Source organism: Pseudomonas grandcourensis, assembly GCF_039909015.1.
In the GTDB taxonomy this organism is placed as follows: domain Bacteria; phylum Pseudomonadota; class Gammaproteobacteria; order Pseudomonadales; family Pseudomonadaceae; genus Aquipseudomonas; species Aquipseudomonas grandcourensis.
On the sequence record NZ_CP150919.1, the window covers coordinates 1,650,240 to 1,662,613 of the forward strand.

Sequence of the window (12,374 nt, forward strand, 5' to 3'; positions counted from 1 at the left end):
GTTCTTCGAGGAAGTGGGTGTCGTTCTTCCTGCCGGTGCAGTTCCTGCCGTTGAGTACAGCAGGCTTTAGCTGTGTGAGCGCTGCCACTCGTCAATCATGTTGCGCAAGTGCTCCCCGGAAAAACTGCCGAAATGCCCGCCATGCACCGTGCGGATCGATAGTGCGTGCAAGCGTTGCAGGCTGCGGGCGTAGTCATCGAGGTTGGAGTGGTAGGCGTCTTCGATCAGCGGGCCGTCGTAGATGATGTCGCCGCTGAACAAGGTCTCAGTGGCGGCTTCGTACAGGCAGATGCCACCCGGTGAGTGTCCCGGTGTGTGCACGACCTGCAATACCCGATTGCCCAGGTCCAGCACATCTCCATCTTCTACAAACCCCGTGGCCGGTGCGGCCTTGACCCGGTATTCGGCGTAGCACAGCGGACAATCGGGATGCGCCTCGAACATGTCGTCGCCGACGAAGGCTTTGCTCAGGTCGTTGTCGCCATCGGGCGCGGCGAGAATGTCCGCCTCGGCCGGGTGCACCAGCCGTTCAGCGAATTCGTGATGACCGGCGATGTGATCGAAATGGCAGTGGCTGGCCACGGCCACCAGCGGCCGCTCAGTGATCCACGGCAGTTGCTCGCGGAGGCTGACCAGGCCGGAGCCGCTGTCCAGCAGCAGGTCTTTGTCACGGCCCTGGATGTGCCAGAGGTTGCAGCGGTAGAAGGGGCGGATGTACGGCTCGTGAATCAAGCGGATGCCGTCGCTGAGATGTTTGACTTCGAACCAATGATCGCGGCTGACGATCTTCATCAGTAGTTTTCTCCAGACGAAAAAAAACGAGTGTGGCAACCGACGCCACACTCGTCGAAGAAAGCATCAAGTCGTTATGTTCAGCTTAGGCAGCGCTGGCCACTGCTGCCGGGCGGCGGGACATCAAGCTCACCACCACGAAACTTACCAGGCCTACACCGAGGCTGTAGTAGATCGGGCTGTTGGCATCCAGACCATCCTTGAACATGAACAGCAGGGCAGTGGCAAAGCCCATGCCCATGCTGGCGATGGCGCCGGCGGTGGTGGCGCGTTTCCAGAAGATCGCACCGATCAGCGGGATCAGCATGCCGCCTACCAGCAGGTTGTACGCCAGGGTCAGGGCGCTGATCACGTCGTTCACGACCAGAGCGATGCCCAGTACCACGATGCCGGTCAACAGGGTGAACAGGCGGTTGATCGCCAGGCTCGACTGTTTACCGCCGCGCAGTTTCGGCAGCAGGTCTTCGGTCAGGGTGGTGGCAGCGGCGAGCAGGCCGGCGCTGGCGGTGGACATCATGGCGGCCAGTGCAGCAGCAATCACCAGACCACGGATACCGTCCGGCAGGGACAGTTTGACGATGGCGGCGAAGGCGTTGTTGACGTTATCCAGATCCGGGATCAGCACGTGAGCGGCCATGCCGATCAGGGCGCAGGCCAGACCATAAACGATGCAGTAGATACCGGCAGCAGTACCGGCAACCTGAGCCACTTTAGCGGTCTTGACGGTGAACACCCGTTGCCAGATGTCCTGACCGATCAGGATCCCGAAGAAGTAGATCATGAAGTAGGTGATGATGGTGTCCCAACCGATGGTGGTGAAGCTGAAGGCAGTTGCCGGCAGTTTCAATACCAACTCATCCCAGCCGCCAACGCGGTACAGGCAGATCGGCAACAGGATGAACATCAGGCCGACTGTCTTAATGACGAACTGGACGATGTCGGTCAGGGTCAGGGACCACATGCCGCCGATCGCCGAATAAATCACCACCACGCCACCGCCGACCAATACCGACAGCCAGAACGGCAGGTCGAACAGCACTTGCAGCACGGTGCCAATGGCCAGGATCGAGACCACGCCGATCATCAGCGCATACGCCAACATGATCACCGCGCTCGCGGAGCGGGCCATCGGGTTGTAGCGTTTTTCCAGCACCTGGGTAACGGTGTAGATCTTCAGTTTCAGCAGCGGCTTGGCGAGGAACAGGTTCAGCGCCACGATCCCGCAACCCAGGGCCGCACACAGCCAGAAACCGGAAATGCCATGCACGTAGCCCAGACGCACGGTGCCCACGGTGGACGCGCCACCCAGGACGGTGGCAGCCATGGTGCCCATGTACAGGCTCGGGCCGAGGTTACGACCGGCGACCAAAAAGTCTTCGTTGGTCTTGGCCTTGCGCATGCCGTAGTAGCCGAGTATCAGCATCGCGGCGGCGTAGATGAGTACGACGAATAAATCCAAAGCCATTGTTGCGTGTCTCCGATTGTCTTTTTTATGTGAGGCTGAAAATCAACCTGTGGGAGCGATCTTGCTCGCGAAAGCGGTCTGTCAGTCACATCAATGTTGGATGTGCTGCCGTCTTCGCGGGCAAGTCGAATCGTCGCACCGCCGCTCCCACAGGTAGTGCGTTTAGTTCGTTGAATCAGACGGCTTGACGCGTCGCCGGTTGAGCGAGCGAATCCGTGCTCTGGCTGCGAGGGTCGTTCGGACCGAACACTGCGCTCGATTCCGGGAACAGGCTCAGCAGCGCCAGGTACACCAGCGAGGCCAGGCCCAGGGTCACCGGCAGGCTGATGTCGATACCACCGGCCATTTCGCCCAGCGGCCCGACAAACTGACCCGGCAGGTTCACGAAGCACAGGCCGACGGCCGCGCTCGGGATCCAGGCACCCAGGCCACGCCAGTTCCAGCCGTGGGTGAACCAGTAGCGGCCACCTTTCTCGCCGCGGGTGAACACTTGCAGGTCATCCGGGCAGTAGAAGCCGCGACGCACCAGCAGGCCGATGATCATGATCACCATCCACGGGGTGGTGCAGGTGATGATCAGCACGGCGAAGGTCGACACGCTCTGCACCAGGTTGGCCGCGAAGCGCCCGATGAAGATGAAGGCAATCGACATCACGCCGATCAGCAACGTGGCCTTGACCCGCGACAGCACCCGAGGGAACACGCTGGACATGTCCAGGCCGGTGCCGTAGAGCGAGGTGGTGCCGGTGGACATGCCGCCGATGACCGCGATCAGGCACACCGGCAGGAAGAACCAGCTCGGCGATACCGCCAGCAGGCCGCCGACGTAGTTGTTGGCCGCGATGTAGTCCGGTGCCTTGACCGCTACGATGGTGGCGGTGACGAGGCCGAACAGGAACGGAATCAGCGTGGCGAGTTGCGCGGCAATCACCGACACCATGATCCGGCCTTTGGGCGTATCACGCGGGATGTAGCGCGACCAGTCGCCGAGGAACGCACCGAAGGAGATCGGGTTGCTCATGGCGACCAATGCTGCCCCGATGAACGCAGCCCAGAAACCGGCCTGGCCCATGGCGACGGTGCCGGCGTACTGGCTGTCGAATGCAGGGGCGAAAGCGAAAACCCCCAGCAGGAACAGCAGACTGGCCGCCCACACCGCAATGCGGTTGACCCACAGCATGAAGCGGAAGCCATAGATGCACACGGTCAATACCAGCAGCGCGAACAGACCGTAGGCCAGGCCCAGGGTCAGATCGGTTTCCGGCAGATCGATCAGGCGTTTGGCACCGCCCACCAGCGCATCGCCCGAACTCCAGACGGAGAGCGAGAAGAAGGCGATAGCGGTCAGCAGCGACAGGAAGGAGCCGACGATTCGCCCGTGCACGCCGAAGTGCGCACCGGAAGAAACGGCGTTGTTGGTGCCGTTGATGGGGCCGAACAGGCCCATCGGCGCCAGGATCAGCGAGCCAAGTACCACGCCCAGCACAATCGCCCAGACGCCAGCCTGAAAGGACAGGCCGAACAGTACCGGGAAACTGCCGAGCACGGCGGTGGCAAAGGTATTGGCGCCGCCGAAGATCAGGCGAAACAGATCGCTGGGCTTGGCGTCACGCTCATTGTCCGGGATCTGTTCGACCCCGTTTGTTTCGATGCTGCTAAGGCTTTTTTCGTTGTTTTTGTTATTCATGATCTGCTCCGATCATAAAGGCGCGCTCATCGTGCGTGAGCATCACCTGTGTTGGCTAAGGGGTTGGCAGCCCTTCCGGCATCGCGGACAAATGTTCGTGGCAGGCCAGCCATAGGCCTTGTTGTTCTTGGCCAGACGCTTGTTTCTTGAAAACAATCGTCTCGCGCTCCTGGCTGAAGTGTTGCTCCCCTTGCATGCGCAACTCGGTGGCTACGTCATGGATGAAAATCGCCACGTCACCCCGCAGGCTGACGAAAGCGTTGCTTGAGGTGCACGAGAGCACCTCGAAGCCATCCTCGGAGCGCCAGCCGTCCCACATCGCCTGATAGGCGTCGCGCGACAGCAGGGGTTGTTCGAGGGTGTAGAAGACGAAGCTGGCATCGGCGCTGAACGCACCGAAGTAGGCTTCGCGATCGTTACGGGCAAAAGCGGACACCAGGTCGGCGGCGGCTTTGAGCACCTGATCACGTTCATTCATGACCAATCCTCAGCGGTGGACTACGCCAGGCAGTACGCAGAGCATTTCGTACAGCAGGTTGGCGGCCAGCAGCGAGGTGTTGCCGGTGGTGTCGTAAGCGGGGGAGACTTCTACCAGATCGCAACCGACCAGGTCGAGGCCTTGGCAGCCACGAACGATCTCGATCGCCTGAATGGTCGTCAGACCGCCGATTTCCGGGGTGCCGGTACCCGGTGCCCAGGCAGGGTCGATGCCGTCGATGTCGAAACTGAGGTAAACAGGACCGCCGCCGACTTTTTCGCGGACTTCAGCCATCAAAGGCTCCAGCGATTTGTGCCAGCACTCTTCGGCCTGAACCACACGGAAGCCCTGGTTGCGGCTCCAGTTGAAGTCGTCAGCGGTGTAGCCCTGGGCGCGCAGGCCGATCTGCACGACACGGTCCGGGTCCAGCAGGCCTTCTTCGACGGCGCGGCGGAAGGTGGTGCCGTGGGCGATTTTCTCGCCGAACATGTGATCGTTTACATCGGCGTGGGCGTCGATGTGCACCAGGCCGACCTTGCCGTGCTTTTTATGAATGGCACGCAGGATAGGCAGGGTGATGGTGTGGTCGCCGCCCAGGGTCAGGGGGATCACATCGTGTTCGAGGATGTTGTCGTAGGACTCTTCGATGATCCGTACGGCATCCAGCAGGTTGAAGGTGTTGATCGCGATGTCGCCGATGTCGGCAACCGACAGCGAGTCGAACGGCGCAGCGCCGGTCGCCATGTTGTACGGGCGGATCATTACCGATTCAGCGCGGATTTCGCGAGGCCCGAAACGGGTGCCGGGACGCAGGGAGGTACCGATGTCCAGGGGCACGCCTACGAAGGCAGCGTCCAGACCGGCAGCGGTATTCAAATGGGGGAGTCGCATCATGGTGGCGATGCCGCCGAAGCGCGGCATTTCGTTGCCGCCCAGTGGTTGGTGAAGAATCTTGTCCACGGGTAGGGCCTCATCGTCGTTGTTTTATTTATTGGGTTGCGCCGTTCACGGAAGGGACGGGCACCGTTGTGGGCCGATTCTGCGAAATGTAGTGGCCGGGAAGAATCGCTACGGGCAAATACTTAGTTCAGATTTTTCTAAACTAATGGCTGGGACAGCGATAGACTCACGGACATCCGCAGAACCAATGTGGCGAGGGGGCTTGCCCCCGTTCGGCGGCGCAGCCGCCGTAAATCACGTTGACGCGGTTTGTCTGATGCATCCCGGATGACGGGTTTGGGGCCGCTGCGCAGCCCAACGGGGGCAAGCCTCCTCGCCACAGTGATGTGCATTCCACCTAGAGCAGCGTGTGACCTTTGTATTTGGAGTGTCTGATGGCCAACGCTTTACCCGACCTGAAACTATTGCGCATCTTCGTCAGCGTGGTGCGCCATCAGGGGTTCGCCAACGCCCAGCAGGAGCTCAATCTCTCGACGTCGGCCATCAGCACCTACATGAGCCAGCTCGAAGCAGCCCTTGGCCTTGTGCTGTGTCATCGCGGCCGTGGCGGTTTCAGCCTGACCAGCAAGGGCGAGCTGTTCCATCAGGAAACCCTGCGTCTGTTGGGCGAACTCGAAGGCTTCGAGCAGTACGCCGCCGCCCTCAAGGGCGAGTTGCGCGGTACCTTGAACCTGGGAGTGATCGACTCCACCGTCAGCGACAAGGCCCTCCCGTTCGCCGAAGCCATCGGCGCCTACAGCCAGGAACACCCGGCCGTGCACTTGCACCTGTCGGTGATGAGCCCTTACGAATTGCAACTCGGCGTGCAGGACAACCGCCTCGACCTGGCCATCGGTGCGTTTTCCACGCGCATGAGCGGTCTTGTTTACATGCCGCTGTACCGTGAACAACACTGGTTGTATTGCAGTACGCGGCATCCGCTGTTCAACGAGCGGCGCATTCCCGAGCAAGTCATCACCCAGCAGCGCATGGTCGGTCGTGGCTACTGGAGCCAGGCCGAACTGGCGCGGCATGGCTTCAAGCACAGCGCCGCGACGGTGGAAAGTATGGAGGCCCAGTTGATTCTGGTGCTGTCCGGCGCCTACATCGGCTACCTGCCGGAGCACTACGCCCAGGCCTGGGCCGACAAGGGTGACTTGCGGGTGTTGCTGCCGGCGACCTTCGGTTATCAGGCGCCGTTCTCGATGATCGTGCGTCGGGGCCGTAGCCGCGAGCCGCTGATCCAGACCTTCCGTGATCTGCTCAAAGCACAACTGAATCAGGCGTAAAGACGATGTCCAGAATTCAATGTCCGCGCTGCCTGCGCCCGCAAAGCCACTGCCTGTGCCCATTGATCCCGAGCCTCGACAGCCGCACCCGGGTGTTGCTGTTGCAGCATCCGAGCGAAGTGAACCATGCGTTGAACACCGCGCGCCTGGCGGCGCTCGGGTTGAAAAATGCCGAGTTGATCGTCGGCGAGGTGTTTGAGGATTTGCCGGCGCTGTTGAATCAGCCGGGGTATCGGGCGCGGTTGCTGTTTCCCGACGAAGATGCCCAGCCGATGCAGGCTTGTGCCGCGACAGACGAACCCTTGTTGCTGGTGGTCCCCGACGGCACCTGGCGCAAGGCGCGCAAGATGTTGCACCTCAATCCGCTGCTGGCGGCGCTGCCGAGGGTGACGCTGGCCGAGGGCGGTGTATCCCGCTATCGCTTGCGCAAGGCGCCGGGACCGGGGGCGTTGTCGACGGTGGAGGCGATTGTGCAGGCGCTGGAAACCCTCGAAGCGCCGGCGACGTTTGCGCCGTTGCTGAAGCCGTTCGAGGCGTTGATCGAGGGGCAGATTGCGGCGATGGGGGAGGAAATTTTTCAGCGTAACCATGGGCCGAAATAGTCGGTGCCTGTCATGGCCCCATCGCGAGCAAGCTCGCTCCCACAGGTTTACTGGCGTTCTCAGAATTTGCGTTCGACGCGGACACTGTGGGAGCGAGCTTGCTCGCGATGGCGGCAGATCAGTCACCGCAGATTCTGGATACTGCCTACCGCTCCCGCATCGCCTCGGTCCGCGCTTTCAACACCGGTTTAAGCAAGTAATCCAGCACCGTTTTCTCCCCGGTAATAATGTCCACCGTCGCTACCATCCCCGGGATGATCAGCAGCGGTTTCACATCCCCGCCCAAATGGTTTTTGTCGGTACGCACCTGAATCAGATAGAAACTGTTGCCCTTGTCGTCGGTGATGGTGTCGGCGCCGATCAACTCCAGTTTGGCGCTCAGGCCGCCGTAGATGGTGTAGTCGTAGGCACTGAACTTGACCATGGCTTTCTGGCCCGGGTGCAGGAATGCGACGTCCTGTGGCCGCACCTTGGCTTCGATCAGCAGGTTGTCTTCCAGCGGCACGATTTCCACCATGTCACTGCCGGGCTGGACCACGCCGCCAATGGTGTTGACCTTCAACACCTTGATGATGCCGTGCACCGGCGAGACCACGGTGGTGCGGGTCACGCGGTCGTCGATGGCAATGCTTGAGGCTGTGATTTTCGACAGGTCTGTGCGTTTCTCGTTCAGCTCTTTGGCGGCTTCCGAGCGGAAGGTTTGCTCCGACTCGTCGATCTTGCTTTTGATCTCGTTGATCGCCGATTCCGCCCGGGGAATCGCCAGTGTGGTGGCGTTCAATGAGCCGCGAATCTCCACCGCGCTGCGTTTGAGGCGCAGGATTTCCACGGGTGACACTGCACCTGTGCCCACCAGCGGTGTGGACATGTTCATCTCTTGTTGCAGCAGCGCCAGGCTTGAGCTGAACTGCCCCTGTTTTGAACGAAATTCCGCCAATTCCTGGGTTTTTTGCCGAAGTTGTTCGCTCAGGGTGCGTTGTTCGCTGGCCAGCCGCCGTTGCCGCTGCTCGTACAGCGAGCGCTCGTCTTCGGCCACTTGCGGAGCCTTGGCGATCACTTCTTCTGACAGCTTGAACGGCCTGCCTTCGGCTTCGGCCGAAAGCCGTTCGACTTGCGCGGTCAAGGCGTAGCGATCGGCTTCGCTTTCACCCTTGTTCGACAGGTAGCGGGTGTCATCCAGACGCAGCAAGGTGTCGCCCTTGTTCACCATTTGTCCTTCACGGACGAAAATTTCAGTGACGATGCCGCCCTCCAGGTTCTGGATCACCTGGACCTTGCTCGAGGGAATCGCCTTGCCTTCGCCCATGGTCACTTCCTGCAACACGGCGAATTTGGCCCAGACCAGTGCGCTGACTACCAGCGCGGCGGCCAGCCACACGGTGATTCGCGACCAGCGCGGTGAGTCCTGCAAGGAAGCACCGGCGGTTTCCGGCATGAACTCGGTTTCGGCACTTTTGTTGAAACTGTCGAAGTAGCCACGGGATCCTTGATCGGCAGACATGGGCTACTCCTAGACGGCCGCAGAGCCGACACGGCCCTTGCGCAGTGCATCGATGACCGCTTCCTTCGGACCGTCGGCGACGATCCGTCCGTTGTCCAGCACCACCAACCGGTCCACCAGGCTCAGCATCGAGGTGCGGTGGGTCACCAGCAGGATGGTCTTGCCCTGAACCCAGCCGTGAAGTTTTTGCCGCAATACGTCTTCGCTGCTGTTGTCCATGGCGCTGGTGGGCTCGTCGAGCAGCATGATCGGCGGGTCGAGCAACATCGCCCGGGCCAACAATACGGCCTGGCGCTGGCCACCGGACAGCAGTTGCCCGCGTTCGCCCACGGGCCGGTCGAAGCCTTGCGGGTGTTGTCGGGCCAGTTCGGTCACGCCGGTCATTTCTGCCACTTCGAGCATGCGTGAGTCGCTGATGTAGCGCGCGCCGAGGGTCAGGTTGTCACGCAGGCTGCCGGCCAGAAGCGGCAGGTCGTGGGCGACGTAACCGATTTGATGGCGCAGGTCGGCGACGTCCAGTTGCCGCAGGTCCAGGCCATCGAGCAGCAGCTGGCCTTCATCCGGTTCGTAGAAGCCCATCACCAGTCGCGCCAGAGTACTTTTGCCTGAGCCGCTGCGGCCGATGATGCCGACGCGCTCGCCGGGTTTCACGCTGAAGCTGACATTGGCCAGGGCGGGAGAGCTCTGGCCGTTGTAGTGGAAGGTCACGCCGACAACATCCAGCGCGCCTTGCAGTTGGGTGCGCTCCAGCGGCCGTTGTCTGGGGTCGCGCTCCTGGGGCAGGCCCATCAGCGCGTCGGTGCTTTTCATGGTCAGTTGCGCTTGCTGGTAGCGGGTGATCAGGCCGGCGATCTGCCCCAGTGGCGCCAGCACCCGACTGCCGAGCATGTAGCTGGCCACCAGGGCACCGACGCTGAGGTTGCCGGCGATGATGCTGTAGACCCCGGCGACGATGGTTGCCATGCCGGACAGTTGCTGGATGAACAGCGTGCCGTTGGTGGCCAGGGCCGAGAGGTTGCGCGCGTGGCTGTCGAGGCGGGTGAGGGCGCCGTGGGTGCTTTCCCATTTGTGCTGGCGTTCGCTTTCGGCGCTGCAGGCCTTGAGGGTTTCCAGGCCGCTGAGGGTTTCGATCAACAGTGCCTGGCGTTCGGCGCCGAGGCTGAGGCTTTTCTGCACGGTATCGCGCAGGCGCACCTGGATCACCATGGCGAAGAGGATGGTGATGGGAAACGCCAGTATCGGGATCACCACCAGCCAGCCACCGAGCAAGCCGATCACCAGCAGCATCAGCAGGCAGAAGGGCAGGTCGATCAGGCTGGTGAGGGTCACGGCGGTGAGGAATTCCCGCAGGCCCTGGAAGTCATGAATGCTTTGGGCGAAGCCACCGATGGTCGCCGGCCGCGCTTTCATCGCCATGCCGGTGATGCGCTCGAACAGGGTGGCCGACAGAATTACATCGGTTTTCTTGCCGGCGGTATCCAGCAAGTGCGCGCGCACGACCCGCAGCACCAACTCGAATGCGGTGCCGATCAGCAGACCGATCGCCAGTACCCACAAGGTCGAAGTGGCCTGGTTCGGCACCACGCGATCGTAGGTCTGCATCACGAACAGCGGCACCATCAGGCCCAGCAGGTTGATCAGGAAGCTGGCCAGGATCGCATCGCTGTACAGCCATTTCGACAACTTCAGCGTATCGCGGAACCAGGCCTGGACCCGAGGTACCAGCGGCGAGCGCAAGTCTTCGAGTTCGTGGCGTGGCCGGGCAAATAACGCCTGGCCACTATAGTGTTCAGCCAGCTCCTCGGGGCTGAGCCATTGTTCGCCGCCGTCGGCTTCACTGGGCAGGATCAGCACCTTGCCGTCCTCGCCATAACGGCGCAGGACGGCCGTTCGGCCGTTGTTGAGCAACAGCAACACGGGCAGGTTGAGCGCGGAAATGTCCTTGAGGTCACGGCGCAGCAAGCGCGCCTGCAAACCGGCCCGGGCCGCTGCACGGGGCAGCAGGTCCAGGCTCAGGCGTTGGTGTGCCATTGGCAGCCCGGCACTGAGGCTGGCGCGACTGACCGTCGCGCCGTGGAGTTTGCAGAGGATCAACAGACCGTCCAGAAGCGGGTCATCGAAGCTCAGGCGCGGATCGACACCGGTGTTGCCGGGTTCCATGCTGGTCATTGAACGCTCCCGCGCACTACTTCATTTCAGGCAGATGAGCTTCGTTTTTCACTTCGGTCTGGGCGATCGCGTCGGCGGGCAGTACGACCCGTTGCTTGCTCAGCAACTGGCCCATGTTCGCCAGGACACGGTACATCGAGAACTCTTCGGTGTAGCGCACTTCGGTGTAGCGACGGTTGGCGTTGTAGAGCTCGTTTTCACTGTCGAGCAGGTCAAGCAGGGTCCGTTGGCCGAGGCCGAACTGATCCTGGTAGGCGATGCGCACGCGCTTGCTGGTGTCGGCGTATTCACGGGCGGTCGGAGTTTGTTTCTTGGCATTGACCATGGCGTTCCAGGCCAGGTGAATGTTCTCGTTGAGCTGGCGCAGGGCATTGTTGCGGATATCCATGGCCTGGTTGATCTTGTGCGAGTCGGAGGCCAGGCGCGCCTTGTCGCTGCCGCCGCGGAACAGGTTGTAGTTCATCACCACGCCGACCCGCCATTCGTTGTCGTGACCTTCGTCACCCTGCACGTTGTTGTTCGCGCCCACTGCCGCCTCGGCGTCGAGGCGCGGGTAGAACGGCGACTTGGCGACTTCGTACTGGCTTTCGGCCGATTGCACGTCGGCCTGGGCGGATTTCAGGTAAGGGTTGTTTTCCACCATGCTCTGCTGGGCTTCGGGCAGGGAGGTGGGGACTTCCCCGCGAATCGATGGCGGGGTTTCGAGTTCATCGGGCATGCGCCCCACAACGGCATAGAAGTTCGACTCGGCATCGGCCAGATCGACTTCGGCGGTGTCGAGGTTGTTTTCCGCCAGTGCCCGGCGAGCGCTGGACTGGTCGGCATCGGCGTTGCTGCCCACGCCGCGCTGGGTGCGCAGGCCGATCTGGTCGTTGACCCGCAAGTGCGCTTGCAGGTTGTTCTTGGCCAGTGTCACCAGTTCGCGGCGCTTGAGGACTTCCAGGTAGACCTCGGTGGTGCGCAGCGCCAGGTCCTGAGCCGTACCCTGAGCGTAATAGGCTCGCGAGTTGACCACGCCTTTGGTGCGTTCGACTTCATTGGATGTGTTGAAACCGTCGAAGAGCATTTGCCGCAGGCGCAATTCGGACTGGGTGTAATTGAGCGTTTCGGTGTGGTGATTGCCGAGCGCCCGGGTATTGGTGTTATCGCTGTACCCGCGCCCGTAGGCGGCGTTCAAATCAACCGATGGATAAAAGCCCCCTTTGGCGACCTTCACGTCTTCATCCGCCGACAGTCGGCTGTCCACCCGTGACGCCAGTTCCGGGTGGGTCGCAATGGTGCTCTGGATCGCTTCGGTCAGCGTCATGGCCTGAGCCTGGGACGAGCAGGCCATGGCCAAAAGAACCGCGCTGCAGAGGGGGGTTAATAGGCGCATGTACATCTCCCTGATTCCTTATGGTGCTTATCTGTCGCCAATTATTTGACGATATTTATAAGTAAAGTTGTTTCACA

The 12,374-nt window shown here is 61.4% G+C and carries 10 protein-coding genes; 2 read left to right on the plus strand and 8 right to left on the minus strand.

All coding sequences use genetic code 11. The features are described 5' to 3' along the window. Nucleotides 1-66: 66 nt before the first annotated feature. From AABM52_RS07335 to speB, 5 genes are all read right to left on the minus strand, one after another. A complete protein-coding gene (locus AABM52_RS07335) occupies nucleotides 67-792 on the minus strand; it encodes an MBL fold metallo-hydrolase (RefSeq protein WP_347911122.1) in 726 nt (241 codons plus the stop codon). A gap of 85 nt (nucleotides 793-877) precedes the next feature. After that, nucleotides 878-2,257: a sodium:solute symporter gene (locus AABM52_RS07340; protein WP_347911123.1), complete on the minus strand. Its 1,380-nt coding sequence runs from the start codon at nucleotides 2,255-2,257 to the stop codon at nucleotides 878-880. 175 nt (nucleotides 2,258-2,432) lie between these two features. Beyond that, nucleotides 2,433-3,944, minus strand: coding sequence for a cytosine permease (locus AABM52_RS07345; RefSeq protein ID WP_347911124.1), 1,512 nt, complete (start codon nucleotides 3,942-3,944; stop codon nucleotides 2,433-2,435). Nucleotides 3,945-3,999: 55 nt separating this feature from the next. Further along, a complete protein-coding gene (locus AABM52_RS07350; RefSeq protein WP_347911125.1) occupies nucleotides 4,000-4,422 on the minus strand; it encodes a nuclear transport factor 2 family protein in 423 nt (140 codons plus the stop codon). 9 nt (nucleotides 4,423-4,431) lie between these two features. Continuing rightward, nucleotides 4,432-5,382 (minus strand): agmatinase, encoded by a 951-nt coding sequence (gene speB, locus AABM52_RS07355; RefSeq protein ID WP_007984912.1) that lies wholly within the window; start codon nucleotides 5,380-5,382, stop codon nucleotides 4,432-4,434. Between the two features lie 374 nt (nucleotides 5,383-5,756). Here speB and AABM52_RS07360 point away from each other — a divergent pair, with 374 nt between their 5' ends. Both AABM52_RS07360 and AABM52_RS07365 read left to right on the plus strand, forming a co-directional pair. After that, nucleotides 5,757-6,650, plus strand: a complete 894-nt coding sequence (locus AABM52_RS07360) for a LysR family transcriptional regulator (protein WP_007972518.1) — start codon at nucleotides 5,757-5,759, stop codon at nucleotides 6,648-6,650. 5 nt (nucleotides 6,651-6,655) lie between these two features. Beyond that, nucleotides 6,656-7,252, plus strand: a complete 597-nt coding sequence (locus tag AABM52_RS07365; protein WP_347911126.1) for a DTW domain-containing protein — start codon at nucleotides 6,656-6,658, stop codon at nucleotides 7,250-7,252. Nucleotides 7,253-7,397: 145 nt separating this feature from the next. Here AABM52_RS07365 and AABM52_RS07370 read toward each other — a convergent pair whose 3' ends face one another. From AABM52_RS07370 to AABM52_RS07380, 3 genes are read right to left on the minus strand one after another with little or no spacing between them, the layout of a single operon-like run. Further along, complete coding sequence (locus tag AABM52_RS07370; protein WP_223458075.1) at nucleotides 7,398-8,753, minus strand: HlyD family type I secretion periplasmic adaptor subunit; 1,356 nt, start codon at nucleotides 8,751-8,753, stop codon at nucleotides 7,398-7,400. 9 nt (nucleotides 8,754-8,762) lie between these two features. After that, complete coding sequence (locus AABM52_RS07375) at nucleotides 8,763-10,922, minus strand: type I secretion system permease/ATPase (RefSeq protein WP_347911127.1); 2,160 nt, start codon at nucleotides 10,920-10,922, stop codon at nucleotides 8,763-8,765. A 16-nt stretch (nucleotides 10,923-10,938) separates the two neighbouring features. Then, nucleotides 10,939-12,297 (minus strand): TolC family outer membrane protein, encoded by a 1,359-nt coding sequence (locus AABM52_RS07380; protein WP_347911128.1) that lies wholly within the window; start codon nucleotides 12,295-12,297, stop codon nucleotides 10,939-10,941. Between the last annotated feature and the right edge of the window lie 77 nt (nucleotides 12,298-12,374).